Source organism: Vibrio sp. MEBiC08052, assembly GCF_001506075.1.
Lineage (GTDB): Bacteria > Pseudomonadota > Gammaproteobacteria > Enterobacterales > Vibrionaceae > Vibrio.
In genome coordinates this window covers 1332346-1358851 of the sequence record NZ_KQ947475.1, presented here as the reverse complement: position 1 = coordinate 1358851, position 26506 = coordinate 1332346, and the positions used below count along the sequence as shown (strand labels likewise).

The following is a 26506-nucleotide window of genomic DNA, read 5'->3' as shown; positions in this document are numbered from 1 at the left end:
GCTTACTCCCTACCAGTCATTGCCTGACGATGAAGAATACTATGAAACTCCTCAGAGAATGTTGCGTAATTCATTTCGAGTTTACTGACAACTGTCGTCAGTCGGTTATAGGCCATAACCGCAGGAATGGCAGCGAAAAGCCCCATCGCTGTTGCAACAAGCGCTTCTGCAATACCGGGCGCAACCATCGCTAATGTTGCTTGTTTAACTGCACCTAATGCAATGAATGCATGCATAATCCCCCATACAGTACCAAACAACCCAATGTAAGGACTAATTGAACCGACTGTTGCCAAAAACGGTAGGTGAGCTTCCAATGATTCAACTTCTCGGGAGACAGCAACACGCATGGCTCTCGCTGTCCCATCCATAACAAAACTGGCTTCGGCAGCATGGTTTTTTCTTAACCGAGCGAATTCAGTAAAACCGGAATAGAAAATCTCTTCACTACCACTCAGTTGGTCTTTTCTATTTTTCACGTCTTGATATAAAACAGACAAATCAGTGCCGGACCAGAAACGGTCCTCAAATGAGGCAGCTTGCTTTTCAGCAGCCGATAAAGCTTTGGTTCTTTTAAAAATCATCGCCCATGACATGATCGACATGCCCAAGAGAATCATCATCACCACTTTGACTAGAAAACTAGCCTGTAAAAAAAGATCAAGTATCGAAATTTCAGCACTCACTGTTACTTCTCCGAAAATACCGCGTCGGGAATACCTTGGGGTTTCATTTTTTGCATGTCAATACATGCTACCTTAACTATTGCTCGACACAATACCTCTTCATGAGGATTAACCAGCTCCTGACAGAATATTAAAGAAGCCTTTTTTCTCTCGGTTAGCTGAGTTAAGACGACTAAGTTATCATCCAGACGCGCTGCTTTCAGAAAATCAATCTCCATGCTTCGGACCACAAAGCCAATATTTTGTTCCAATAACTTCCGTTGGCATATCCCCTGCTCTCTGAGCATTTCCGTCCGTCCGCGTTCAAAAAATTTAAGATAGTTCGAGTGGTATACAACACCGCCAGCATCGGTATCTTCATAATAGATCGTCACAGGAAATCGAGAAAAAGCTGATTTAGAATAATGCACTTAACGTCCCTCAACGGATTCATACAAGCGCTTACTATAACGCAACTCAAACGCTTCCGCATGAATGAGACGGGATGAATTTTTAATTTTTGGACAAAAAACGCAGCCTGATGGCTGCGTTTTCTTTCATGGTAAGGATATTGCCCACTGTTCACTCAGTTTATTCGAACCAAACTGAAGTAAACCAATATGCATCCGGCAAGGTAGGGGGAAAATAATATCTGCCAAAACCATCGTCTCGGCTTAAAACCGACACCGAAAATCATGCTGGCACAGATAGCCAAGATCAACAGAACAACCACCACCAGATTAAAACCACCAATTGTTGCTGCATAGGTCTGTGGATTCCACATCAGCAACGCAACATGGTAGAAAGCAACGCCCATTAATAGTATTCGGTAAAAAATATGATTAATGGGACGATGCCACTGCGCAATTAAGGCAGAAAAATCATTCACTATCTTTATCCATCATCTCTGCATGTTCTAACCACAATGCATTGATGATGCCGAAAGAACAAGCCAGTAAAACGCCTAGAATCCATGCAAAATACCACATAACTTAGCTCCTCGTTAATAAAGTGAATTTTTGTTGTCTTCAACATACTTGTTATTGATACGACCAAACATTTTGTAGTATGTCCAACATGTATACCCGAGAATAATTGGAACCATCACAAAGGCAATACCCGTCATCAGCTGCAATGTCAATTCACTAGATGTTGAATCCCACATGGTCAAACTGTTACTTGGTGCCAGACTTGAAGGCATAATAAACGGGAACATCGCAAACCCAGCAGTAAAGATAATACCAGCATTCGTTAAACTCGAAGCAATAAATGCGATACCGCCCTTTTCCATTCGAGATGCAATGACAGCAATCAATGGCATCGCTGTACCAAGAATTGGAGCCAACCATAACAGTGGATATTGATTGAAGTTTGCCATCCACGCGCCAGATTCACGAGCCACTTCTTTATTCAACGGGTTTGATGACGCAAAATGATCCATTGTACTGGTGATCACATAACCATCAATGTGTTGTACCCAAAAACCAGCAGCCACAAAAAGAACAGCGACAAGCACACCACAGAGTTGGGCAACGCTACGAGCACGAGTATGTACTGCATCAGAGGTCTTCATTTGTAACCAAGACGCACCTTGAAGCACAATCATCAGGACGCTGACCAAACCACACACGATACCAAATGGATTAAGGAGTCCAAAGAATGAACCGTGATAGCTTGGCATCAAAAATTCATTCAGTTCAAAAGGAACACCCTGTAATAAATTACCGAATGCAACACCAATGATCAGCGGTGGTACAAATCCACTAACAGAGATACAGATATCCCAAATATTACGCCATTTGGTGTCTTCAATTTTTGAACGATAGTCAAGCCCGACAGGACGCAGCCATAAAGCAGCTAAGGTAACAATCATCGCAAGGTAGAAACCGGAGAATGATGTTGCATAAACCAAAGGCCACGCCGCAAATAATGCACCACCAGCAGTAATCAACCAAACTTGGTTACCATCCCAGTGAGGTGCAATCGAGTTGATCATGACTCGACGTTCTGTGTCATTTTTCCCGATAATCGGTACCAACGCACCGACCCCCATATCGAATCCATCTGCAATAGCGAAGCCGACAAACAGCACACCAATCAGGATCCACCATATAAATCGTAAGATTTCGTAATCCATAATATTCTTCTCCTCGCCTTAAGCTTCTACCTGACGGTTAACTTGATCTGTTGCTGAAGTACCATTTTGTTCAAAATGATAACGGCCAGTCTTCAGACTACTTGGTCCTTTGCGAGCAAATTTCACCATCAGGTAAACTTCGGCAACCAAGAACGCTGTATATAGTGCAAGAATAGCAAGCAGGGAGATAACCAGATCACTGACACTCAATGCAGAATTCGCAATATGTACAGGGAGAATTTCACCGACGGCCCATGGTTGACGACCATATTCAGCGACAAACCAACCGGCTTCAACACCAATCCACGGCAGCGGGATACTGTAAAGCGCAGCTTTAAGCACCCAGTTTTTCTGTTCAACTTTCTGACGACATGTCTGAATAAATGCAGCAGCGAAAACAATCAACATGATGACACCACAAGCAACCATGATCCGGAACGACCAGAATAATGGCCAGACTGTGGGCAGTGAATCATCAGCCGCGGCCTGAATCTGTTCTTCTGAAGCATTTGCTACATCATCCGTATAGCGTTTCAGCAACATGCCATAACCAAGATCAGATTTAACTTCATCGAAAGCATCACGGTTCATTTCTGAAGTATCACCAGAACGTAACTTCTGGAGCAGCTCATACGCATACATCCCATTACGAATCCGTTCAAGGTGTTCCTCACGTAAATCACTCAGACCTTTGACAGGCGTATCCAGCGAGCGAGTTGCAATAATACCCATCACATAAGGGATCTTAATCGCAAAATCTGTATGCATCGACTCCTGATTCGGGAAACCAAACAGTGTAAACGATGCTGGCGCCTCTTCTGTATGCCATTCAGCTTCAATTGCAGCCAGTTTTGCTTTTTGAACATCACCCAACTCGTAACCAGATTCATCACCCAAGACGATAACGGAAAGAATCGCAGCCATACCAAATGATGCAGCGACGGTAAATGAGCGACGAGCAAAAGCAATATCACGCCCTTTAAGCAGATAATAAGCACTCACCCCTAAAACAAACATTGCTCCGGTTACGTAACCCGATGCGACAGTGTGAACAAATTTCACCTGTGCGACTGGGTTTAGAACGACCTCAGCAAAGCTCACCATTTCCATGCGCATGGTTTCGAAGTTAAAGTCGGAACCAACTGGGTTTTGCATCCAGCCATTGGCGACAAGAATCCACAGTGCAGAGAAGTTAGAACCTAATGCAACAAGCCATGTTGTCACTAAGTGTTGACGTTTTGAAAGTCGATCCCATCCGAAGAAGAACAAACCGACGAATGTGGATTCAAGGAAGAAAGCGACTAACGCTTCGATGGCAAGAGGAGCACCAAAAATGTCGCCAACGTAGTGCGAGTAATACGACCAGTTTGTACCAAACTGAAATTCCATTGTTAGCCCTGTGGCAACACCCAGAGCAAAGTTAATTCCGAACAGCTTACCCCAGAATTTTGTCATATCCTTGTAGATTTGCTTATCGGTCATCACATAAAGCGACTCCATGATAGCGAGTAAAAACGTCATCCCTAGAGTCAGTGGAACAAACAGGAAGTGATACATCGCAGTAAGCGCGAACTGCAACCGCGATAGATCAACTATGTCAATCATGATAACTCCTTTGTGTCGGCTGAAAGACACCACTCAGATTAAAGCAACCAAATTTTATCAATTCATACCTATCAAAAAATGCTAGAAAAGCAGAATATTTGTTACATCAACGTGTATTTTTATTTGAATAAATATTAATCAAGTAAAATACATATTGCCGAAATACTACTTTCAAACGCGTAAGCTTTCAAAGGGTTTATCTACAAGGCTTGTCTTGATTTAGATCAAGTTTCCCGCGCTGTGAACCAGCAAAAAAACAACAAAATGATTAAGATCAAAAGAAGGAAGAGTTAATTGATATTTTTTTGTAACAAATAGATTTTGCTCACCCAATAAACATACAAACAATTAACATAAATACTAAGTTTGCAATCTATTTGCTACCTGAGAAATTTTCATAAATGCGATATTTATCACACAAGGAAGTCAGTTTACTGATTCAATCATACACGAAAAATTATTTTTCGAATCCGAAATGCACATAAGCTCTTTCTGTTGCAATCCGCCCTCTAGGCGTTCGCTGCAAATACCCCTGCTGAATCAGATAAGGCTCTAAAACATCTTCTATTGTATCTTTTTCTTCACCAATTGCAGCCGCAAGGTTATCTAAACCAACAGGGCCACCGGAAAACTTCTCAATAATTGTGAGCAGTAACTTACGATCCATAAAATCAAAACCCTGCACATCGACATCAAGCATGTTTAAGGCGTTATCTGCCGTTACAGCGCATATATTACCGTCCCCTTTCACTTCGGCATAATCTCTGACTCGCCGCAACAAGCGATTGGCAATTCGGGGGGTTCCCCGGGAACGACGGGCAACTTCCAGCGCCCCTTCAGGTTCAATAGACAAAGATAAACATTCCGCACTTCTCTGAACGATGTTTTGCAAATCACCAACCTGATAATATTCAAGCCGCTGCACAATACCAAAACGGTCACGCAGTGGAGAAGTCAAAGAGCCGGCTCGCGTGGTTGCACCAATCAGTGTAAAAGGTGGTAAATCAATTTTAATGGAACGAGCAGCGGGGCCTTCTCCAATCATAATATCGAGTTGATAATCTTCCATTGCCGGATAAAGCACCTCTTCAACCACTGGGCTCAGACGATGAATCTCATCAATAAACAGCACATCATTCTCTTCAAGATTGGTTAACAAAGCCGCCAAATCACCAGCTTTTTCTAGCACTGGCCCTGATGTTGTTCTGATATTCACACCCATTTCATTGGCGACAATATTGGCTAATGTCGTTTTCCCCAGACCGGGCGGACCAAAGATGAGGAGATGATCTAAAGGTTCGTGACGACGCTGAGCAGCTTCAATAAAAATTTCCATCTGATTGCGCACATGATCTTGCCCCTGATAATCGGCCAAAAGCTTTGGCCGTATCGCACGATCAATCAATTCATCATCTTTAAACGGTGTGCTTACTGGTGTTACAAAACGATCCGCTTCAATCATACCATCGTTCTCAATGCTTCTTTAATCAACGTTTCACTACTCATACCCGGTTGAGCAATCTGAGCGACAATTTTCGAAGCTTGCTGAGGTTTATAGCCAAGCGTTAACAGTGCACTCACGGCTTCTTCTTCTGCATGGCTGGCTGTATTTTGTGGACGAATTGGTGCTGAGTCTTGAACTAATTCAAACGAATCAATTTCAGAAGTCGGGAACGAGGCGAGGCGATCTTTCATTTCAACCACTAGACGTTCTGCGGTTTTTTTACCGACACCCGGCAATTTAACCAGCATCGAAACATCTTCACGTTTGACACATTCAACAAACTGGCTGGCTGTCATTCCGGATAAAATAGCCAGACCAAGTTTTGGACCAACCCCATTTGCTTTGATCACAGCTCTGAACAACGCACGTTCAGCTTTGCTGTTGAACCCATATAAAAGTTGAGCATCTTCCCGAACCACAAAATGTGTATAGATGACCGCTTCTTGTTCTACTTCGGGTAATTCATAAAAGCAACTCATTGGCATCTGAACTTCGTAGCCAACCCCACCAACTTCAATTAATACTTCTGGTGGTTGTTTTTCCAGCAGAATGCCTCTAAGACGTCCAATCACGATTTTTCCTTTTCATCTATGGTGATTCTGATTGATCATAATCAATAACTGGATAAATAGCCAGTATTCGGTGGTGGCAAATTTCAACGATAGCGCCCTCGTCGAGCCCCGCTCGCCTGACCTGCAAGAGCAACCAATGTTTTATTGGTGTTTGCGTGACAGATAGCGACACCAAGCGCATCAGCAGCATCTGCTTGTGGTTTAGATGGTAACTTCAACATTTGCTGAACCATATGCTGAACCTGTATCTTATCTGCACCGCCCGTTCCGACAACAGCCAGCTTGACTAAACGCGCCGCATATTCATAAACCGGCAGGTCTGCATTCACAGCCGCAACAATCGCACAGCCTCGGGCTTGCCCGAGTTTCAATGCAGAATCCGCATTCTTCGCCATAAAAACCTGTTCTATTGCGAAGACATCCGGTTGAAATTGCATAATCACTTCTGAAACACTGGCATATATTTGCTTCAAACGTCCCGGTAATGCTTTCTCTGTTGTTTTAATACAACCGCTGCCAAGGTAAGTCAGTACTCTTCCTTGCTGGCGAATGACACCGTAGCCAGTCACCCGGGAGCCCGGATCAATTCCTAAAATGATCGACATATCTATTTTATTGCCTTCAATCGGATGAACAAAAAGGGCTTATCCATGTCATAAGCCCTTTCAAAACCGTGCCGCAATTATTTACGCCGCCAAGTTGTGCCACCGGACCCGTCTTCGAGAATAATGCCCATTGCCGTCAGTCGATCCCGGGCGAGATCAGCATTCGCCCAATCTTTCGCAGCTCGCGCGTCATTACGCATTTTGATCAGCGACTCGATTTCAGCTACTTCCTCTTCTGAACCGCTATCACCTTGCAAGAAACTCTCCGGTGTTTGAGACAAAATCCCGATGACACTGGCCAAATCTCGCATACGAACCGCAAGTTGACTGGCTTGTTGTAACTGATCTTCCTGCTTGAGTCGATTAATCTCTCGCGCCATGTCAAACAATACCGAATAAGCTTCCGGTGTATTAAAGTCATCATTCATGGCGGCTTCGAAACGGGTTACGAATGCCTCTCCGCCAGACGCTGCAACAGTGAAATCCAGTCCACGCAACGCAGTATAGAGGCGTTCCAGTGCTGCCCGCGCCTGATTGAGGTTTTCTTCACTGTAGTTTAACTGACTGCGATAATGGCCAGACATCAGAAAATAGCGCACTGTTTCCGGATCATAGTGAGTCAGGACATCTCGAATGGTAAAGAAGTTCCCCAGTGACTTAGACATTTTCTCTTTATCAACCATCACCATGCCACTATGCATCCATGTATTCACATAGGCAGTGTCGTACGCACAGCAAGACTGGGCAATTTCATTCTCATGATGTGGGAATTGCAAATCAGACCCTCCACCATGGATGTCAAAATGCGTGCCTAAAATCGAAGAGTTCATCGCTGAACACTCAATATGCCAGCCCGGGCGTCCCTCACCCCATGGTGATTCCCACTTGGGTTCACCTGGCTTAGACATTTTCCATAATACGAAATCAAGCGGACTACGCTTCGCCATTTCAACATCAACCCGAGCACCAGCCTGAAGCTGTTCCAGATCCTGCCGGGAAAGCTTGCCATAGTCATCGAAGCGACTGACCTCAAACATCACATCGCCATTCTCAGCAACATAGGCAAAGCCTCTATCAATCAGCCGTTGTACCAACGCGATGATTTCATCGATATATGCGGTTGCACGCGGCTCCACATCAGGACGTAAGATATTCAATGCATCGAAATCCGCATACATATCCTGAATCAAACGTTCCGTCAGCACATCGCACGATTCGTTATTTTCCGCGGCTCGATGAATAATTTTGTCATCGATGTCGGTAATATTTCTGACCAAGGTCAAATCGTATCCCAAATAACGTAAATAGCGGGCAACGACATCAAAGGACACAAACGTCCTTCCGTGACCAATATGACAGAGATCATATATAGTGACGCCACAGACATACATGCCGATTTTTCCGGCGGTGATGGGCTTGAATTGCTCTTTTTGTCTGGTAAGTGTGTTATATATTTGTAACATGATCTCTATCTAAGTTGTCGTAATTCACTGAATAGTCCGATTATAACAATGCTCTTGTCTATAGGTCATCCTATTCTTTTAAGAACATTTGAATGTCACCGAAACTAAGTTAGAATCACGGTTTCTTGTACAAAAATAGAAAGGTAATCGCAATGATCACCCTGCATACAAACTTCGGCGATATTAAAATTCAGCTTCATGAGGACAAAGCTCCTGAAACCTGTGCAAATTTCCTACAATATTGTCGTGAAAATTTCTATGACAATACTCTGTTCCACCGTGTAATTGACGGTTTCATGATTCAGGGCGGCGGTATGGCGTCCGGAATGAAAGAGAAAGCAACCAAAACTCCGATTCAAAATGAAGCCAATAACGGGCTGAGTAATAAAGTCGGAACGCTCGCCATGGCCAGAACGATGGAACCACATTCAGCGAGTTCTCAATTCTTCATTAACGTCAATGACAATACCTTCCTTGATTTTCGTTCGGAAAGTCTCGACGGATGGGGATACTGTGTATTCGCTGAAGTTGTTGACGGTATGGAAATTGTCAACCAGATTAAAGGGGTGAGTACCGGTTCATACGGTATGCATCAAGATGTTCCTCTGGAGGAAGTTCTGATTACCGGAACAACTATCGAAGAATAACAGACAACTGATATAACCTGATTGGTGCAGAGAATGATATTCTGCATCAATCACCTTTCCCGACAAGCGAATTTATGCATACACTTTTTATTTCTGATCTCCATTTGACCCCGACCCGTCCAGACTTAACCGCCGCCTTTCAACATCTGATGCAACATCGGGCACCACAAGCGGATGCACTCTATATTCTTGGCGACCTATTCGATTTTTGGATCGGCGATGATGACCCGTGCACTTTTGCACAAACGATTAAAACGGCATTCAGAAATCTGACATCTTCAGGAACACCTTGTTATTTTGTGCAAGGAAACCGGGATTTTTTGGTTGGAAAGCGCTTTGCCCGGGAAACAGGTGTTCAATTGCTTGCCGAGAAAACACGTATCGAGCTTTACAGAAAACCTATCGTCATCATGCATGGCGACACATTATGTCTGGAAGATATCCGCTACCTCCAGTTTAGAAAGAAAGTTCATCAGCCTTGGCTACAGTGGATTTATTACCGATTACCTTTCACATTGAAGCAACGAATCGTGAGCAAAGTAAAACAAGATGTCCGGATGGATAAGCAGTCAAAATCAATTGAAATCATGGATGTCACTCAAGCAGAAGTGGAACGCGTAATGACTGAATATCAAGTTGACATGATAATTCACGGCCATACACATCGCCCCAATATTCACCATTTTCATCTTGATGGGATTGAAAAAACACGTATTGTTTTAGGAGATTGGGATCATGAAATATCTGTGCTTGAATACTATCAGGATGCGAGTTACCGTCTTATCCATCAGCCGGTTTAGCCATTAATCGACGCATCTTGATGAACTGACCAGCGATAACGTTGCTCTATTTTATCAATCCATTATTTTAATGACACATTCACCCGGCAATCTCAACCAATAACACCATGAAGAAATGTCCGTGTGGCTCTCAGCGCCACTATAAAAATTGCTGTCAACCCATACATCGTTCTCCCGAGGCGGCTAAAGTACCGGCTCAACTGATGCGAGCGCGTTATAGCGCTTACGCACTCGGATTGGTTGACTTTATTGTGGCAACATATCACCCGAGCTGTCAGGCGGAAAATGACCGTCAAGAGATAGAGCAAGGGACACAAACGCACTGGACCAAACTTGTCGTCCTCGGGACGGAAAATGGTCGTCATGTCGATGAAGGATTTGTCAGTTTCAAAGCCTATTTCGAGCAAAACGGTGAGTGTTACTCACTGCAGGAACGCTCTCGTTTTATCCGGGAAAATGGCCGGTGGTATTACATCGACGGCGAATTTGCTGACAATAATTAATCATTCACGTGAAACATAAAAACCACCGCTGATCCGGTGGTTTTTTATTCTTAATAATATCCCGATTAACGGCGATTACTGCCCGGCAATCCACGCTTTAATTTTCGCCTTCTGAACAGGAGATGCATTGTTATAAAGCAGTTGAATGGTTTGAATCAGTGTATCGTCACCTTTTGGTGGCGTAATTTTTTGCGCGGCAATATTCGGTGTTTTTACAGCCGCTTGTTGAGCCGGGGCGAACTCATTACCTTGTTCGGCATTATGTCTCGCTACCGCTCTCTCAATATCATTAAATGGCATGATACCGTTGCCGGTTAATGGCTCATAACGTACCGATTTGACATTGCCGTGCTGATCCTGAACCTTCCAGTCAGCACCACGGCGAAAATAACCATCTGCCTGAGTATAGCTGTTCAGACGTGGCGCTAAAATCTTAATGCTGTCATCTTGCTTCAGGTCAATGGTAAATACATCCGGTGCCGTTGAGTAAATCACATCACGCTGCCCTTTTCTGACATCACCATAATAGCGGAACACCACCTGATGTCGGCCAGCCTGAACTTCCAGCATATCTGGATTAGCAAAATTTTCATCATTGACTTCCACCCCATCTAACGCCAGAATTTCAACGTCACTCTGGCTGGAAATCGTTGCGGCATAACTCGGTGCAAAAAGGCCAAATATTGAGATCCCCATCAGGGCAGCCGGCCCCAGCACTTTTTTCCATAACAACATGGTTGATTCTTTCCTTTCACTGAACTCTGAAAAACACATTCTAATGGATCGGCCAGCAGATGAATACGGCTGAGAAGCCGAATGATGATTGGTTCGACATAATCATCCTCTCATCTATGAAAAAACCGCCCCAGATAAGGCGGTTTTTACTAGCAAGTATTCGAATCAGCAATGATTAGAATTTAACTTCCATACCCAGAGTGTAAGCTGGATCGTAGTCAGTTTTGCTATCGTCATCGTAGAAACCAATTTCCGCATAAGTGCGAACGTTAGCATTCATTTTGTACACAACTACACCGTACAGGTTATCACCATCGTTGCTTACGCTAGTGTTGTCATCATTATGAACATAACCTAGAGAGAAAGTGGTTTTGTCCATAGTGTAAGAACCAACCAGTTCGATGATGTCACGATCAACAACTTCTTTACCAGTTTGATCATCTTGCTCGATCTGACCGTAAGATGCCGCAAAGTTAAATGCATCCATTTCATAAGTGGCTTCAAGGTTGAATGAATCTTCATCACCTTTACCGTTACCACCACCAAGAGCAACGTTATCACCAGAATAGATATACAGACGTGCATCTAGACCTTCATGACGGAAACCAATACGGCCATCAGTAGAGGTTTCATCTTTTGGATTGTTAGCAACACCTGATACAGTATTTGTTTGAGACTCGTCAAGGTCATGAGAAAGTCCGAAGTAGAAAGTGCCGTTATCATAAACGTACTTAATTACATCAGAAGCACTTGTTTCTTCTTGACCGTACTGTTTTTTACCCACTTCAAAATCTGCACCGATACCTGAATCATCAGCGATCAGATATTGACGACCATAAGTGATTGTACCGTAATCAGCATACGCAAAACCAACATAAGAACCGTCAGTTTGAACGTTACCTTTCTTACCACTGTCGTTATCTTCGAAAGTGAAGTCTAAACCAACAATGGCATTCAGACCTTCAGCTACTTCGATTGTACCGTGAGTGTTCAGCTGCATATCATCAATACGTAGCTTAGTTGATACATCAGTACCATCAGCTTCGTAGTCTTGGAACAATTGAACTTCACCTGCACCAGAGACTGTGATTGCAACACCATCTTGGTTGTAGATTTCAGCCGCACTAGCAGAACCTGCTGCTAGAACCGCAAGAGCGATTAGAGTCTTTTTCATAATTAATCCACTGCCTTTTCTTAAATTAGGAATTCCTTATCTGGATTCCTTTTGTTTTTTGATGGTGACCAAGACATCAAGCCCTTGTCACCGCCATTTCAATTACGGAGATTAGATTGCAAAAGAATAGCTTATGTGTCAAATATTCTAAAGCAACAAAATAAAATTAAATAAATACTTATAAAACAAATGATTATATATGATTATTCTCAACAGCGCGTACTTTGTAACCATTTTTATAAATTAAAGTAGATTCTATTTTTCATTAAAAATGCAGCATAAAAAACTAATAAATAAATAAATAAACATTAATTTTGGTTTTTTATAAAAATTTCTGACTAACTTAAAGGCTTTATATTTTTCACGTTCTGAATTTATTTTAAGTCCCTGACGATTCAATTTTTTTGTGAACAAGATCCCCATTTAGAACAAAAAAATCACATCTAAAGGAACTTCTCCTGTTTTTCGTATGTGTTAGTATGTCCGCCCCATCCCATCAGGTTACATTATGATTACATCCAGAATTCAAAAATCTATCCGTCAGAGTTATCAAAACCTGCAGGCTCAGATGGAAAATTTTACCCCACGACGCGGACAAAATTATCTGGTTGCTGAAATTGCCAAAACATTATGCGGCACCTACCATGCGAAAAATCGGCTGCTGGTTGCTGAAGCTGGCACAGGGATTGGTAAATCACTTTCTTATCTGATGGGGGCGGTGCCGGTTGCCGTGTTGAACAATAAAAAACTGATTATTGCGACAGCAACTGTGGCATTACAGGAGCAATTACTTCATAAAGATTTACCTCTTTATCGCCGCCTGACCGATTTAGATTTCCAGTTTCGCATTGCCAAGGGACGGCAACGTTACTGCTGTGCTGAAAAACTGGCTGCGATTTGTGAACCGGAAGCCTCATCAGGCCAAGTGGCTCTGTTTGAAAGCCCGCCGACTGAGCAGGATATTTCTCTCTATAAAGAACTCTATTCACAATGGTCCACGGGAAAATGGGATGGTGATCGGGATAGTTGGCCGACCCCGATTAATGACTCGATGTGGTTACAAATTGTCAGCGACAAACATAGCTGTAATCCTGCTTTTGCCATTCATCATCATTGCCCGTTTCAAAAAGCACGTGCAACTTTAGAGCAAGCCGATGTCATTATCGCCAATCATAGTCTGGTGATGGCTGATGCTGATCTGGGCGGTGGTATCATTCTTCCTGAGCCGGAAAATAGTATTTATATTTTTGATGAAGCTCACCATTTACCGCAAGTTGCCCGCGATCATGCTGCAGCATCGTCCACCTTGAAAAGTACAGCCTCTTGGCTGGAAAAATTTCATCAATCATTGGCTCAATGGGTATCGCTAACCGATGAAAGTCGGGTCTCACGCTTTAAAGAAGACATTACCAGTGCAATTCAAATTTTAATTCCCACATTAACGCAGTTGAGCCGACACTTTACACCAGAACAATGTCAGGAAGGTGTGCTCCGTTTCGAGCATGGCGAACTCCCGGAATGGTTACTTGCAGAGTCCAAAGCGTTGAAACAGGCATCGGTCAAAATTTGTCAGGCAACGGCAAAAGTGGCGGATTTACTCACGGAACGACTTCAGGAAGGCCAAATCAGCAATCGCATCGCTAGCCCAGTTTTGGCCGAGTTAGGGATAAGCTTGCAACGTCTGGACAGTATGGCGCAGGTATGGACCCTGATGGCCGAACCACCGAGAGAATATGGAGCTCCGATGGCGCGCTGGATCACTGCCTCAGAATCTCAACCCGGAGATTACACTGTGCACGTCTCACCGATAGAAATCGGCTGGAAGCTGGATCAACAGTTCTGGAGCCGCTGTTATGGCGCAATTATGGTCTCTGCCACGCTGCGAGCCTTAAATTCATTTACTTTCTTTTGTCATCAGAGCGGTATCAGTGCCCAACCGGATGAGGGCACCCAATTTATTGCGCTGGCGTCACCGTTTGACTACTCGCGTCAGGGAGAATTATATATTCCGCATGTTGATCAGGAGCCACAGTCACCTCATTATACTCAAGCATTAATTAAACAGTTACCCACGTTGATTCCCAAGAAACAAGCCACACTGGTGCTTTTTTCGTCTTATTGGCAAATGAATCAGGTTGCCGAAGCGCTCAAATCCGACTTTAAAAAACGCGGTTGGCTACTGCAAATTCAGGGTAAAAAATCACGAACAGAAATTCTAAAAACGCATCGTTTTACTGTAGAACATCAAGGCACTGCCGTGATTTTTGGCACCGGTAGCTTCTCGGAAGGATTAGACTTACCCGGTCGATTGCTGGAAAACGTCATTATTACTAAAATCCCGTTCTCAGTCCCGACCTCGCCGATTGAGCAAGCTCATGCGGAATATATCCTTTCCAAAGGCGGCAATCCGTTTATGCAAATCACCGTGCCGGAAGCCAGCCGGAAATTAATTCAATGTGTGGGAAGATTACTGCGTAACGAGGAAGATTCTGGTAGAGTTGTCATTCTTGATCGCCGGGTTGTCACCAAACAGTACGGCAAAGCATTACTTGATGCTCTCCCTCCGTTTAAACGCATCATCGAGCCGTAATTCGGTGATGAGAGAATAAGAAGGCCAATCAAATTAATGGATTTTCTGGAGCCGACGCTTTTAATTGTATTGGCAGTAGTTGCTTTTATTGCAGGGTTTATTGATGGTATCGCCGGAGGTGGTGGTATGTTGACGGTTCCCGCATTATTGTCTTTAGGCCTCCCGCCCCACGTTGCCTTAGGTACCAACAAAGTTGCGGCGACCTTCGCAACATCAACAGCTGCTGTTACTTATTACCGCAAAAATATGTTTCGCCCCGCAGTCTGGAAACATGTGTTCGTTTCAACATTCGTCGGTGCCATTATCGGGACTCTCATCGTTGATTTCATCAGCACCGCATTACTGGATAAAGTGCTCCCCATCATTATTCTGGCGACAGCGCTGTATACGATTTTTTATCATCCGCAGCATGGCAAGTTGCACACTGATCCGAACCTACCTCCGCAAAGTAAACTGAAGCAGATCCCGCAGGGATTGAGCCTCGGTTTCTATGATGGTATCGCCGGCCCCGGTGTTGGTGCATTCTGGGTGGTGTCTTCGATGGCACTATATCGACTCAACATTTTATTTGCTTCAGGCCTCGCTAAAGCTATGAACTTTACCAGTAACGTGACGTCGCTGGTGACATTTGCAATTTTAGGTCATATTAATTGGGTATTAGGGCTGACAATGGGTGTTTGCCTGATGGTTGGTGCTTATGTCGGTGCTCACTCCGCGATTCGTTTCGGAACATCATTCATTCGGCCGGTTTTTATTCTGGTTGTCAGTATCCTCGCGATCCGGCTGGGATACCATGCATGGTTTGATACATTATGATTGATCTGTCTCGTCTACACGACTTAATTTTTTCTTTAGAGCAGCAAGTAATCCAACTTGATGAACAGCGTGGAGAACAACAACATCCGCTGTTCGATCCCCAGTTGTTCCGTTGCAAGTCTCATTTACTGGAACCTTGTCTGAGCGAACTGAAAAACACATATCACGAAATTGTACAAAGCCAGAAACATCAACGACTGACGGCAATCCAAGCGACTTACCTGACAGAGAAACTCCTCAATCAGTTGAATGCGATTCAGAGGGAGCTTGCCACTGCTGAGCTGAGAAAAAAAGAGAACCATAGTTTGCCTCGTGAAACATCAATCAGTTCTCTTTACCAAGAATTATCGCAACATCAGGACTGGGAAAGACGTTTGCAGGAAATGATCTTTGAAACAGAACAGCAACTTGAAATCAAACCGATGAGTCCGACAGAGAAGAAGTCCTGTCAGCAGGCCATTCTGACACTGGAACAACGTCTGATCCGCTGCCAACAATCCAAACAGCGCATTGAAAATAAAATTACGGCCAGAGAGAGAAAAGGTTTCAAATGAATGATCAACATCCCCCTTTAGAGCAGGCACCTGAACCAGTACAGCTTGCTGTCGACCTAATTTATCTGCTTGAATCCAATGCAATCGACCCAGCCGTTGCTCTGGAAGCCATCCAAATGGTGGAAGCGGACCTCAAAAACAAATTAAATGCTGCAACTAAAGCATAGCATGACTGAACCCCAGTAATTCCATTCAGATTCTTCCGCGTACAGCTTGCAGATAGCTAAACAGTTGCAGATAACCAACAGACTGTTAACATCATTCGTTCAATAGAATTCAAGGATATTTATCATGAAATTGGTTAGTTTTAATATCAATGGACTCAGAGCTCGTCTTCATCAGTTACAGGCACTGATCGACAAGCACCAGCCTGATATCATCGGGCTTCAGGAGACGAAAGTTCACGACGAAGCATTCCCACTTGCTGATCTGGAAAATATGGGATATCAGGTTTTCTATTATGGTCAAAAAGCACACTATGGTGTGGCTTTACTCTGCAAACAAACACCAGTTTCAGTACAATATGGATTCCCCGGCGATACCCCTGAACATCAAAAACGGATGATCATGGCAACATTCGAGACTCAGAGTGGCAAACCGTTTACGGTACTCAATGGGTACTTCCCGCAGGGGGAGAATATTGCTCACGAAACAAAATTCCCCTACAAACGCCAATTCTATCAGGATCTAATGGGTTATCTGTCTGGGAATCACCAGCCGGATGATCACATTGTCGTGATGGGAGACGTCAACATTAGTCCGGTCGATTTGGATATCGGTATCGGGGAGGTGAACCGAAAACGCTGGCTAAAAACCGGCAAATGTTCATTTCAACCCGAAGAGCGAGAATGGTTTGCTACCCTACTCAACTGGGGATTGGTTGATACCTTCCGCTATCTCCACCCTGATACAACAGAACAATATTCATGGTTTGATTATCGTTCTCGCGGATTTGATGATAATCGAGGACTCAGAATCGATGTCATCCTTGCTACAGCTGGACTCTCTCAGCAATGTCAGGAGGCCGGTATCGATTATGAATTGAGAGGGATTGAAAAACCCTCAGATCATGCGCCAATCTGGAGCACCTTTGATCTTCGGTAATCCCATTCAAGCATAACACTATCTATTGACTGGCCTCATTTCTGAGGCCTAAAACTCCCATGCGTACCATATCTTCTAGTCCGATGATCGAAACCAGCGCTGTCGTTTTGAGTAACACCAACCAGTTATTGCCAAATCCCGGTAAAGCATGTCGCATCATCTGAGAGAGCAAGGTGAGTCTAAACGGCGGAATTGGTGTCATACCATAGGCCTTAGTTACTTCTGGCTCCCCTTGTTCAACCGCCAGAATGGCATTGCGAAACGTTTCATCCATCACCGAGCACTCCCATCATTATTGCTACTGATAAAATGAAATGGGCGGGATAGAATCAATGTAGGACAGGTCTAAGGAAAGTAAACATGGCAAAAATAGTATCGTGTTATAACCGAGCATCAGTCGGGACGAGCCTTTCGCCAGAAGACCTCGATACTAAGAAGACTGCTTCAACACCGTCTATTCTTAAATGTTGATAGGTTATGCTAGTCAATATGACACCAAGTTTTATTCCTATTTTTGAAGTTTTATTGATTTAGTTTAAGGTTTATGTGTTTTTTTTATCCTAAGCTACAGTCAATACGATGAAGTTCGTGGCAAGAGTCGCAATATGATTAATCAAACTAATGTATACCATCAGGTTATCAATCATATTGTTATTCGAAGAGTGTACTGACGTCTTTTTCAACAAAAAGATGAGTTGGCTCAACGGCTAAATCAGTACGTGTTTTTCTCTACTATATTAAAGGTAGGTATATCATGGCAGAGCAATTTGCTAAAGCTTGGGAAGGTTTTGTCGCAGGAGATTGGCAAAACGAAGTTAACGTTCGTGATTTTATTCAAAAGAACTACACACCTTATGAAGGTGACGAATCTTTCCTGGTTTCTGAAGGTACCGAAGCGACTAAGTCTCTATGGTCAGCCGTTATGGAAGGTATCAAAAAGGAAAACTCAACTCACGCTCCTGTTGATTTTGACACTTCCGTTATCTCTACCATCACTGCACACGATGCGGGATACATCAATAAAGATCTAGAAACAATCGTTGGTTTACAAACTGAAGCGCCTTTAAAACGTGCCATTATTCCAAACGGTGGAATTCGTATGGTCGAAAGTTCATGTCAAGCTTATGGACGTGAACTCGACCCTCAAGTGAAAAAAATCTTTACAGAATACCGTAAAACACACAACCAAGGTGTATTCGATATCTATACGCCTGCAATTATGAAATGCCGTAAATCAGGTGTCTTGACTGGTTTACCAGATGCGTATGGTCGTGGTCGTATTATTGGTGACTACCGTCGTATTGCATTGTACGGTATTGACTTCCTGATGAAAGATAAATTCGCTCAGTTCACTTCTCTACAAGAGAAATTTGAAACGGGTGAAGATCTACATATGACAATGCAGTTGCGTGAAGAAATTGCTGAACAACACCGTGCCCTTGGTCAAATCAAAGAAATGGCGGCTAAATATGGCTGTGATATTTCACGTCCTGCTGAGACAGCTCAAGAAGCAATTCAATGGACTTACTTTGGTTATCTGGCAGCTGTAAAATCTCAAAACGGTGCCGCGATGTCTTTGGGCCGCACATCAACGTTCCTCGATATCTTCCTAGAGCGTGATATTGCCGCAGGTAAATTGACTGAAGAGGGCGCTCAAGAAATGATTGACCACTTCGTCATGAAACTGCGTATGGTTCGCTTCTTGCGTACGCCTGAGTATGATGAGTTGTTCTCTGGCGACCCAATCTGGGCAACAGAATCTATCGGTGGTATGGGACTTGACGGACGGACACTGGTCAGTCGGACTAACTTCCGCTTCCTGAATAGCCTGTACACCATGGGGCCATCTCCAGAGCCAAACATCACTGTACTTTGGTCTGAACAGTTACCTGAAGGCTTCAAACGTTTCTGTGCGAAAGTCTCTATCGACACATCATCAATTCAATATGAAAACGATGATTTGATGCGCCCTGACTTTGAGTCTGATGACTATGCAATTGCATGTTGTGTATCACCAATGGTTGTTGGTAAACAAATGCAGTTCTTCGGTGCTCGTGCCAACCTGGCAAAAACCATGCTCTATACCATTAACGGTGGTATTGATGAAAAACTGAAAATTCAAGTTGGTCCGAAACTGGAAAAAATCACATCTGAAGTTCTGGACTATGATGAACTGTGGGAAAAAATGGATCACTTCATGGATTGGTTGGCAAAACAGTATGTCACCGCTTTGAATGCGATTCACTTCATGCATGACAAATACAGCTACGAAGCCTCTCTGATGGCGCTGCATGACCTTAATGTAAAACGTACAATGGCTTGTGGTATCGCTGGTCTGTCTGTTGCTGCCGATTCTCTGTCAGCAATCAAATATGCGAAAGTTACACCGATCCGTGATGAAGACGGCATTGCTGTCGATTTCAAAATTGAAGGTGACTATCCTAAATTTGGTAACAATGACCCTCGTGTTGATGACATTGCATGTCAATTGGTCGAAGTCTTCATGAATAAAATCCGTTCACTGAAAACTTACCGTGATGCTGTTCCTACACAGTCAATTCTAACCATCACATCGAACGTTGTTTATGGTAAGAAAACTGGGAACACACCTGACGGACGTCGTGCCGGTGCCCCATTTGCACCGGGTGCAAACCCAATGCATGGTCGTGACGAAAAAGGCGCGGTTGCATCACTGACTTCAGTCGGTAAACTGCCATTTGCTCACGCAAAAGACGGTATCTCTTATACCTTCTCAATCGTACCGAATGCACTTGGTAAAGATAATGATGCACAACGTTCTAACCTTGCAGGCCTAATGGATGGTTACTTCCACCATGAAACAGGCATTGAAGGTGGCCAACACCTGAACGTCAATGTCTTGAATCGTGAAACATTGGAAGATGCTGTGAAACACCCTGAGAAATACCCACAGCTGACAATCCGTGTATCAGGTTACGCTGTCCGCTTTAACTCTCTGACAGCAGAACAGCAAGCTGACGTGATTGCGCGTACATTTACTGAAACGCTTTAATCATTGAGTCCTGATAAAAAAAGCTCCCTCCGGGAGCTTTTTTATTATCACCACATTCATTATCGAGCAATAACTCAATAACAGACCAAGCTTATACCGCAAAACGCTGACAATCCTCAGAAAGATGGGTTGAACGCTGATCGACGACTTTGCTGGTTTTCCTGAGTCTTTGATTGTTCTCTTCTAAGTTTTTCATCGAAGATGAAATCTGTACCATGCTATCCGCCATTGAGTGACTGGTCACCGCTAACTCTTTGATTGACTCAAAAATCATTGTTGTCTGATTTGCAGCCTCATTGGCCTTTTCAGTGATATGAGAAAGCGCCTGTATCGCTTCCTGCCCTTGCTCTTGTCCACGTTTCATAGAACCTTCAGACTGAGCAATATATTGAATCACTTCTGCACTTTCACGTTTCATTGTCTCAATGGTCTCGGTTATCTCTGATACTGCATCGACAGTTTTGACAGCGAGGTTGCGGACTTCATCGGCAACCACAGCAAAACCCCGTCCCTGTTCACCCGCCCGGGCAGCTTCAATCGCAGCATTTAAAGCCAGTAAGTTGGTCTGCTCAGCAATCCCATTAATAATGTCCATCACGGCATCGACTTTCTCTGAAGCTGACTCAAGCTGCTGAATATGCCCTGCAGCTGAATTCAAAATATTGCCAACATCCTGAATAGACTGAATTGCCGACTCAATAATTTCACCCCCAGCTTGAGCTGCGGCGGTTGATGCCTGGCTCACATCCGCAACAAATTCAAGTGAGTTACTCACTTCCTGAGTCGTGACACTGACCTGCTCCGTCGCAGAAGCAAGCAGATCGGTTTGACGAACAATATGGGTCTGGGCAGACATAAGTTGGTCTAAGCCATCATTGAGATCAGCGGCATCACCAGAAAGCGCCTGACTGTTTTTCTGCACCTGATTTACCAACAATCCTAAATGCTCACAACTATCATTCAAAGCGATTGCCAGTTGATTAAATTCATCTTCTGGGTTGGTCGTGATCGGTAAACGCTTGGATAGATCACCTTGAGACAATGCATCCAGAAATATTTTTGTCTGCGTCAGAGAACGGGTCAGAGATAATCTCAGGGTGATAAAAATAGTAATGGTGATCGCGGCAAGCGCTGCACAAGCGGCCATCACCGACCATAGTGTTTGTGTTGCCTCCCGGTGAGCAGTCTGTTGATAATCGCGACTGACCGATTTTAATCGCTCTGAAGCATTCTGAATCAGCTGCTGAACAGCTTGCTCTGATGCCGATAGTTCCAGCTCATAGTTTTTTACTTGCTGAGATAATTCACCGACCCGTGCAAAGGTCTGTTTAAACTGGTCAACTTCCGTTTGATAGCTTGACAGCGCTGCATAAAGCTTAGATGTATTGATAAAGGTTGCCATCGCACGATTGAATGATTTGAAATTTTTTTCATTGGGTGCCAATAAATAATTCTGCTGAGATTTTATCATCGCCCGGAAATCAGAACGAATGGTCACCATTCCGGTTTCTTCAATTTTTGCCTCGATTTGCTCCGCGAGTTGCGTCAATACACCCTGTTTCCCCTCACTGATGTTAAACCCCAGCTCAGATTTAGTTTTCAGCCAAGGATGCATTGCGTTTTCAAATCGACTCATGGCTTCAAAGAGCATCTTGCCTTCACGCTCAAAACCAGCATCCTTCAGAAAAGTTACGTCTTTGTCGATATCTTCACTCAATTTTGCCAGCAGTTCAGTCACGCGAGAAACGTCTTTGATTTGGAGCGCATTTCTTTCTGCAGCCAGAGATAATAATTTTGTCTGAGAGGCAAATAACTTGGTTGTCCCTTGAGAAATCTCCCCGCTCAGATCATATTGAGATGTCATCATCGATAACTTATGTGCAATGAATCCCCCCATTGCTAAAAAACCAAAACATAAAACAACAATAAAAATAGCGATCTTCCGCTTTTGCGATAATTTTAGTACATCCATGACCACAATATCCTTCACTCAAATCAGAATCTTAAAAAGTAATTTTCTGAACCAATCTCAACCCTTCTATCATAAACAAAATTATTACACACATTACAAAATTACTACAAATTTATACCAAAATAACAAACTAATGATCCAGGCTGTCAGCAAAGACGACAGCGCAATTTTTCCGGTATACGAATCAGAATTAAAAACATTAAAAATGATACCATTTTTGAGCTTTACCGATTTAAAAATCGGGCTTCAAAAACTCTCGAATTACGCATCGTCCGGTGACTTAGTTCTATATCATTGCATGGAAATGTAATAAAATGACGGGCAAATCCTCCAAAGAGAAATCATCATGTCAACTCTAGGTCGTATCCATTCTTTTGAGACATGTGGCACCGTTGATGGCCCTGGCATTCGTTTCATTGTTTTCATGCAAGGGTGCCTGATGCGCTGCATGTATTGCCACAACAGAGATACTTGGGACGTTCATGCCGGAAAGCTGATTTCTGTCGAAGATATCATTCAAGAAGCAAAATCTTATCGCCATTTTATGAATGCATCGGGTGGTGGGGTGACTTGTTCTGGTGGGGAAGCCATTCTGCAACCTGAATTTGTCAGAGATTTTTTCAGTGCAGCCAAGGCAGAAGGCATGCATACCTGCCTTGATACCAATGGCTATGTCCGCAAACATACACCGGTCATTGATGAACTGCTTGACGTTACAGATTTGGTTATGCTGGATATCAAACACATGCAGGATGAGATACATCAAAAACTCATCGGTGTATCCAATCACCGAACGTTAGACTTCGCCCGTTACCTGCATAAAATCGGTCAGACAACGTGGATCCGCTATGTGATCGTCCCCGGATATACTGATGATGAAAATGCTGCTCATCAGTTAGGACAATTCATTCAAGATATGGATAACATTGAGAAAATAGAGCTTCTCCCCTATCACAAACTCGGGGCCCATAAATGGGAAGCTATGGGTCTGGACTATCCTCTGGATGGTGTTCAGCCCCCGTCAAAAGAGACCATGGATAATATTGTTTCAATCTTGAGTCAATATCATTCCAATGTGAAATATTAACCACGAAAAATCAAGTTTACCGAGATACTCAAAGGATGAAACATCTCGGTAATCAAATGATACAAATCAGTTAAAACCCGTATTGAGATCATGTTTCAGGCACACAATTCACGTTACTCTACTGATAACAATCTTTTATCATTCGAGTAGGAATTTGCTATGGAAATGACCAATGCTCAACGCCTTATCCTATCCAATCAATATTTATTGATGTCACAGCTTGATCCAGCAAATGCAGAAAAATATAAGCGTTTCAGAACGATTATCGAACGAGGTTATGAACTGCACATGCGGGAGCTGAATAAAGAATTTGGCTGTTTGCCAGAGAGTGAATGCAGTGAAATCATCAATATCATGGAAATGTACCATGCGATGCAAGAATCCTATAAGCAGTTGACCGAAGCGGATCAAGACAAGATTGATGCAAGACGTCTGCAATTTTTAGGCTTTGATTTATCGACAGAAACGCAGTTGGTTCACTATGTTCGTTTCTTAGTTAACTCCGAGGGGTTATATACCCAGTTTGAACAGGGCGAACACCAGTTTAACAGTCAAGTGCCTATGTTAGATAAATATCGTCGTATGACAGCGAAATGGCAGTCGTGCCCCCGTCAATATCATCTTTCTGTCTCTGAGTTCCAACAGATTTTTAACGCTTAACTCCTCATGCAGATCCGGGCGACAACCAAAGTGTCGCCCGAAAACTCGATCAATAAAATCTATCATTCAAACGAAAACCATCTACCTTTCTATTAAGACAATTCAATGTTCTCCACCTTTCGCTAATTTTTGTTAAATTGATAAAACATTCATTTAACAAATCATTTAAACATCCAGTATGACACAGACTAGATTTTTTGATTAAACGCATATTTTTTAAGCAGAATTGTTAATTAGCGACTAGTCTTAAAGAGTGTGCGATTTGTGTTGAAGCGTTGACATGTCGTCAAGACATTTTAGAGGGAATGAGCTATGAGTATATTCGACCATTTTCAAGCGCGTTATGAAGCAGCGAAGGAAGAAGAGTTATCACTACAAGACTTCTTACAGCTATGTAAAGAAGACAAAAGTGCCTATGCCAACGCTGCCGAGCGTCTACTATTAGCCATTGGTGAACCTAAAGTCATCGATACATCAAAAGATCCCCGTTTAAGCCGTATTTTCTCGAATCGGGTGATCTCTCGTTATGATACCTTTAAAGACTTTTACGGGATGGAAGAATCCATTGAGCAGATCGTCTCTTATCTGAAACACGCTGCTCAAGGACTTGAAGAGCGGAAACAAATCCTCTATTTACTCGGTCCTGTAGGGGGCGGTAAATCATCACTTGCAGAAAAACTAAAATCATTAATGCAACTGATGCCCATCTACGTACTCAGTGCAAACGGGCAACGGAGTCCGGTGAACGATCATCCTTTCTGCCTGTTTGATATCAGTGAAGACGGAGAGCTACTCAAAACGGAATACGGTATTGATCAGCGCTATCTCCGGACCATCATGTCTCCATGGGCAGCCAAACGACTCCATGAGTTTGGGGGAGATATCACTAAATTCAAAGTCGTCAAATTACGTCCATCGATACTGGATCAAATTGCTATCGCAAAAACAGAGCCAGGGGATGAAAATAACCAGGACATTTCTTCATTAGTCGGTAAAGTTGATATTCGTAAATTGGAACATTTCTCTCAGGATGACCCTGATGCGTACAGCTATTCTGGCGCGCTTTGTCGTTCCAATCAGGGCTTGATGGAATTTGTCGAGATGTTTAAAGCACCCATCAAGGTGCTGCATCCCCTTCTGACTGCAACTCAGGAAGGTAACTATAACGGCACGGAAGGTTTATCCGCCTTGCCTTTTGAAGGAATGATCCTCGCCCACTCGAATGAGTCCGAGTGGCAGGCATTCCGTAACAATAAAAACAACGAGGCATTTCTTGATCGGGTTTATATCGTCAAAGTACCTTACTGTTTGCGCGTATCTGAAGAAGTCAAAATCTATCAAAAACTATTGGATCACAGTGAACTATCTCTCGCACCTTGCTCACCCAGCACCTTAGAAACGCTGGCACAATTTAGTGTTCTATCTCGTCTGAAAGTGCCGGAAAACTCGTCCATTTTCTCCAAAATGCGGGTATACGATGGCGAGACACTCAAAGATACAGATCCCAAAGCGAAGAGCTATCAGGAGTATCGAGACTATGCGGGGGTCGATGAAGGGATGAACGGACTATCGACACGTTTTGCCTTCAAGATACTCTCCCGTGTGTTCAACTTTGATCAGACTGAAGTTGCCGCCAATCCAGTGCATCTGTTTTATGTCATCGAACAGCAGATAGAGCGAGAGCAGTTCCCTCAAGATACCGCCGAACGATATCTCGAGTATCTCAAAGGTTATCTGGTGCCACGGTACGTTGAGTTCATCGGCAAAGAGATCCAGACCGCTTATCTGGAATCTTACTCTGAATATGGACAAAACATTTTTGACCGTTACGTCACTTATGCTGACTTTTGGATTCAGGATCAGGAATACCGTGACCCGGAAACCGGCCAACTGTTTGATCGATCCGCTCTCAACAGTGAACTGGAAAAAATCGAAAAAACCGCCGGAATCAGTAATCCAAAAGACTTCCGCAATGAAATCGTTAACTTTGTTTTACGTGCCAGAGCAAATAACAGTGGTAAAAATCCTGCATGGACTAGCTATGAAAAACTGCGGACTGTGATTGAAAAGAAAATGTTCTCCAATACAGAGGAACTCTTACCGGTTATTTCTTTCAATACGAAAACATCCTCTGAAGAACAGAGAAAACATGATGATTTCGTCGCACGGATGATGGAAAAAGGTTATACCGAAAAACAAGTCAGGTTGTTATCCGAATGGTATTTACGTGTTCGTAAATCGTCATAAATCATCTTGCACCATACGCTCGGTGCTGTCGGAGG

At 43.4% G+C, this 26506-nt stretch carries 25 protein-coding genes and 1 pseudogene; 12 read left to right on the top strand and 14 right to left on the bottom strand.

Annotation, left to right across the window (positions count from 1 at the left end):
* Positions 1 to 2: 2 nt before the first annotated feature.
* From tolQ to cysS, 10 genes are all read right to left on the bottom strand, one after another.
* Entirely contained in the window at positions 3 to 686 is a 684-nt protein-coding gene (gene tolQ, locus VRK_RS06025) for a protein TolQ (protein WP_059120539.1), read from the bottom strand.
* A gap of 2 nt (positions 687 to 688) precedes the next feature.
* A complete protein-coding gene (gene ybgC / locus VRK_RS06020; RefSeq protein ID WP_059120538.1) occupies positions 689 to 1096 on the bottom strand; it encodes a tol-pal system-associated acyl-CoA thioesterase in 408 nt (135 codons plus the stop codon).
* A 155-nt stretch (positions 1097 to 1251) separates the two neighbouring features.
* Entirely contained in the window at positions 1252 to 1554 is a 303-nt protein-coding gene (ybgE, locus tag VRK_RS06015; RefSeq protein WP_059120537.1) for a cyd operon protein YbgE, read from the bottom strand.
* Positions 1547 to 1654, bottom strand: a complete 108-nt coding sequence (gene cydX / locus VRK_RS06010; RefSeq protein WP_021020147.1) for a cytochrome bd-I oxidase subunit CydX — start codon at positions 1652 to 1654, stop codon at positions 1547 to 1549. The genes ybgE and cydX overlap by 8 nt, the downstream gene beginning before the upstream one ends.
* A gap of 14 nt (positions 1655 to 1668) precedes the next feature.
* Positions 1669 to 2805 carry a cytochrome d ubiquinol oxidase subunit II gene (cydB, locus tag VRK_RS06005; RefSeq protein WP_059120536.1) on the bottom strand — a complete coding sequence of 379 codons (1137 nt, stop codon included), beginning with the start codon at positions 2803 to 2805 and terminating at the stop codon, positions 1669 to 1671.
* Positions 2806 to 2820: 15 nt separating this feature from the next.
* Positions 2821 to 4407, bottom strand: coding sequence for a cytochrome ubiquinol oxidase subunit I (cydA, locus tag VRK_RS06000; RefSeq protein WP_059120535.1), 1587 nt, complete (start codon positions 4405 to 4407; stop codon positions 2821 to 2823).
* Positions 4408 to 4864: 457 nt separating this feature from the next.
* Positions 4865 to 5869 carry a Holliday junction branch migration DNA helicase RuvB gene (ruvB, locus tag VRK_RS05995; RefSeq protein ID WP_059120534.1) on the bottom strand — a complete coding sequence of 335 codons (1005 nt, stop codon included), beginning with the start codon at positions 5867 to 5869 and terminating at the stop codon, positions 4865 to 4867.
* Positions 5866 to 6483 (bottom strand): Holliday junction branch migration protein RuvA, encoded by a 618-nt coding sequence (gene ruvA / locus VRK_RS05990; protein WP_059120533.1) that lies wholly within the window; start codon positions 6481 to 6483, stop codon positions 5866 to 5868. The genes ruvB and ruvA overlap by 4 nt, the downstream gene beginning before the upstream one ends.
* Positions 6484 to 6566: 83 nt before the next feature.
* The gene (gene ruvC / locus VRK_RS05985) at positions 6567 to 7088 is read right to left on the bottom strand and encodes a crossover junction endodeoxyribonuclease RuvC (protein WP_059120532.1); all 522 of its coding nucleotides are present in this window, start codon (positions 7086 to 7088) and stop codon (positions 6567 to 6569) included.
* A 77-nt stretch (positions 7089 to 7165) separates the two neighbouring features.
* Positions 7166 to 8551: a cysteine--tRNA ligase gene (gene cysS / locus VRK_RS05980; protein ID WP_059120531.1), complete on the bottom strand. Its 1386-nt coding sequence runs from the start codon at positions 8549 to 8551 to the stop codon at positions 7166 to 7168.
* A 152-nt stretch (positions 8552 to 8703) separates the two neighbouring features.
* Here cysS and VRK_RS05975 point away from each other — a divergent pair, with 152 nt between their 5' ends.
* From VRK_RS05975 to VRK_RS05965, 3 genes are all read left to right on the top strand, one after another.
* Positions 8704 to 9198, top strand: coding sequence for a peptidylprolyl isomerase (locus VRK_RS05975; protein ID WP_059120530.1), 495 nt, complete (start codon positions 8704 to 8706; stop codon positions 9196 to 9198).
* 74 nt (positions 9199 to 9272) lie between these two features.
* A complete protein-coding gene (gene lpxH / locus VRK_RS05970) occupies positions 9273 to 9998 on the top strand; it encodes a UDP-2,3-diacylglucosamine diphosphatase (protein ID WP_059120529.1) in 726 nt (241 codons plus the stop codon).
* 107 nt (positions 9999 to 10105) lie between these two features.
* Positions 10106 to 10501 (top strand): YchJ family protein, encoded by a 396-nt coding sequence (locus VRK_RS05965; protein ID WP_082671327.1) that lies wholly within the window; start codon positions 10106 to 10108, stop codon positions 10499 to 10501.
* Positions 10502 to 10576: 75 nt separating this feature from the next.
* On the opposite strand, the gene VRK_RS05960 is transcribed toward VRK_RS05965, so the two are convergent.
* Both VRK_RS05960 and VRK_RS05955 read right to left on the bottom strand, forming a co-directional pair.
* Complete coding sequence (locus VRK_RS05960; protein ID WP_059120527.1) at positions 10577 to 11236, bottom strand: YccT family protein; 660 nt, start codon at positions 11234 to 11236, stop codon at positions 10577 to 10579.
* 175 nt (positions 11237 to 11411) lie between these two features.
* Positions 11412 to 12410 (bottom strand): porin, encoded by a 999-nt coding sequence (locus VRK_RS05955; protein WP_059120526.1) that lies wholly within the window; start codon positions 12408 to 12410, stop codon positions 11412 to 11414.
* A gap of 508 nt (positions 12411 to 12918) precedes the next feature.
* Here VRK_RS05955 and dinG point away from each other — a divergent pair.
* From dinG to xthA, 5 genes are all read left to right on the top strand, one after another.
* Positions 12919 to 15000, top strand: a complete 2082-nt coding sequence (gene dinG / locus VRK_RS05950) for an ATP-dependent DNA helicase DinG (protein ID WP_059120525.1) — start codon at positions 12919 to 12921, stop codon at positions 14998 to 15000.
* Positions 15001 to 15036: 36 nt separating this feature from the next.
* Positions 15037 to 15816, top strand: a complete 780-nt coding sequence (locus VRK_RS05945) for a sulfite exporter TauE/SafE family protein (RefSeq protein WP_059120524.1) — start codon at positions 15037 to 15039, stop codon at positions 15814 to 15816.
* A complete protein-coding gene (priC, locus tag VRK_RS05940) occupies positions 15813 to 16370 on the top strand; it encodes a primosomal replication protein PriC (protein ID WP_059120523.1) in 558 nt (185 codons plus the stop codon). Before VRK_RS05945 ends, priC begins: the two co-directional genes overlap by 4 nt.
* The gene (rsmS, locus tag VRK_RS05935) at positions 16367 to 16537 is read left to right on the top strand and encodes a pleiotropic regulatory protein RsmS (protein ID WP_059120522.1); all 171 of its coding nucleotides are present in this window, start codon (positions 16367 to 16369) and stop codon (positions 16535 to 16537) included. Before priC ends, rsmS begins: the two co-directional genes overlap by 4 nt.
* 124 nt (positions 16538 to 16661) lie before the next feature.
* A complete protein-coding gene (gene xthA / locus VRK_RS05930) occupies positions 16662 to 17474 on the top strand; it encodes an exodeoxyribonuclease III (protein WP_059120521.1) in 813 nt (270 codons plus the stop codon).
* A gap of 49 nt (positions 17475 to 17523) precedes the next feature.
* On the opposite strand, the pseudogene VRK_RS05925 reads toward xthA, so the two are convergent.
* Positions 17524 to 17748 (bottom strand): annotated as a pseudogene (locus tag VRK_RS05925) (ABC transporter permease subunit); the annotation flags it as partial.
* Between the two features lie 480 nt (positions 17749 to 18228).
* On the opposite strand from VRK_RS05925, the gene pflB reads away from it, so the two are divergent.
* Positions 18229 to 20505, top strand: coding sequence for a formate C-acetyltransferase (gene pflB, locus VRK_RS05920; protein WP_059120519.1), 2277 nt, complete (start codon positions 18229 to 18231; stop codon positions 20503 to 20505).
* A 91-nt stretch (positions 20506 to 20596) separates the two neighbouring features.
* Here pflB and VRK_RS05915 read toward each other — a convergent pair whose 3' ends face one another.
* The gene (locus VRK_RS05915) at positions 20597 to 22477 is read right to left on the bottom strand and encodes a methyl-accepting chemotaxis protein (protein WP_059120518.1); all 1881 of its coding nucleotides are present in this window, start codon (positions 22475 to 22477) and stop codon (positions 20597 to 20599) included.
* A gap of 346 nt (positions 22478 to 22823) precedes the next feature.
* Here VRK_RS05915 and pflA point away from each other — a divergent pair, with 346 nt between their 5' ends.
* The 3 genes from pflA (at position 22824) to VRK_RS05895 (ending at position 26471) form a co-directional block, all read left to right on the top strand.
* Positions 22824 to 23564, top strand: a complete 741-nt coding sequence (pflA, locus tag VRK_RS05905) for a pyruvate formate lyase 1-activating protein (RefSeq protein WP_059120516.1) — start codon at positions 22824 to 22826, stop codon at positions 23562 to 23564.
* Between the two features lie 159 nt (positions 23565 to 23723).
* Complete coding sequence (locus VRK_RS05900) at positions 23724 to 24224, top strand: YfbU family protein (RefSeq protein WP_059120515.1); 501 nt, start codon at positions 23724 to 23726, stop codon at positions 24222 to 24224.
* Positions 24225 to 24536: 312 nt separating this feature from the next.
* Positions 24537 to 26471 carry a PrkA family serine protein kinase gene (locus VRK_RS05895; RefSeq protein WP_059120514.1) on the top strand — a complete coding sequence of 645 codons (1935 nt, stop codon included), beginning with the start codon at positions 24537 to 24539 and terminating at the stop codon, positions 26469 to 26471.
* Positions 26472 to 26506: the final 35 nt, after the last annotated feature.

What these genes read in the sequence shown, in the direction of transcription:
- cydX (WP_021020147.1), bottom strand. Translation starts at nt 1,654, where the DNA reads ATGTGGTATTTTGCATGGATTCTAGGCGTTTTACTGGCTTGTTCTTTC.
- cydA (WP_059120535.1), bottom strand. Translation starts at nt 4,407, where the DNA reads ATGATTGACATAGTTGATCTATCGCGGTTGCAGTTCGCGCTTACTGCG.
- ruvB (WP_059120534.1), bottom strand. Translation starts at nt 5,869, where the DNA reads ATGATTGAAGCGGATCGTTTTGTAACACCAGTAAGCACACCGTTTAAA.
- ruvC (WP_059120532.1), bottom strand. Translation starts at nt 7,088, where the DNA reads ATGTCGATCATTTTAGGAATTGATCCGGGCTCCCGGGTGACTGGCTAC.
- cysS (WP_059120531.1), bottom strand. Translation starts at nt 8,551, where the DNA reads ATGTTACAAATATATAACACACTTACCAGACAAAAAGAGCAATTCAAG.
- VRK_RS05975 (WP_059120530.1), top strand. Translation starts at nt 8,704, where the DNA reads ATGATCACCCTGCATACAAACTTCGGCGATATTAAAATTCAGCTTCAT.
- lpxH (WP_059120529.1), top strand. Translation starts at nt 9,273, where the DNA reads ATGCATACACTTTTTATTTCTGATCTCCATTTGACCCCGACCCGTCCA.
- VRK_RS05965 (WP_082671327.1), top strand. Translation starts at nt 10,106, where the DNA reads ATGAAGAAATGTCCGTGTGGCTCTCAGCGCCACTATAAAAATTGCTGT.
- VRK_RS05960 (WP_059120527.1), bottom strand. Translation starts at nt 11,236, where the DNA reads ATGTTGTTATGGAAAAAAGTGCTGGGGCCGGCTGCCCTGATGGGGATC.
- VRK_RS05955 (WP_059120526.1), bottom strand. Translation starts at nt 12,410, where the DNA reads ATGAAAAAGACTCTAATCGCTCTTGCGGTTCTAGCAGCAGGTTCTGCT.
- dinG (WP_059120525.1), top strand. Translation starts at nt 12,919, where the DNA reads ATGATTACATCCAGAATTCAAAAATCTATCCGTCAGAGTTATCAAAAC.
- VRK_RS05945 (WP_059120524.1), top strand. Translation starts at nt 15,037, where the DNA reads ATGGATTTTCTGGAGCCGACGCTTTTAATTGTATTGGCAGTAGTTGCT.
- priC (WP_059120523.1), top strand. Translation starts at nt 15,813, where the DNA reads ATGATTGATCTGTCTCGTCTACACGACTTAATTTTTTCTTTAGAGCAG.
- rsmS (WP_059120522.1), top strand. Translation starts at nt 16,367, where the DNA reads ATGAATGATCAACATCCCCCTTTAGAGCAGGCACCTGAACCAGTACAG.
- xthA (WP_059120521.1), top strand. Translation starts at nt 16,662, where the DNA reads ATGAAATTGGTTAGTTTTAATATCAATGGACTCAGAGCTCGTCTTCAT.
- pflB (WP_059120519.1), top strand. Translation starts at nt 18,229, where the DNA reads ATGGCAGAGCAATTTGCTAAAGCTTGGGAAGGTTTTGTCGCAGGAGAT.
- VRK_RS05915 (WP_059120518.1), bottom strand. Translation starts at nt 22,477, where the DNA reads ATGGATGTACTAAAATTATCGCAAAAGCGGAAGATCGCTATTTTTATT.
- pflA (WP_059120516.1), top strand. Translation starts at nt 22,824, where the DNA reads ATGTCAACTCTAGGTCGTATCCATTCTTTTGAGACATGTGGCACCGTT.
- VRK_RS05900 (WP_059120515.1), top strand. Translation starts at nt 23,724, where the DNA reads ATGGAAATGACCAATGCTCAACGCCTTATCCTATCCAATCAATATTTA.
- VRK_RS05895 (WP_059120514.1), top strand. Translation starts at nt 24,537, where the DNA reads ATGAGTATATTCGACCATTTTCAAGCGCGTTATGAAGCAGCGAAGGAA.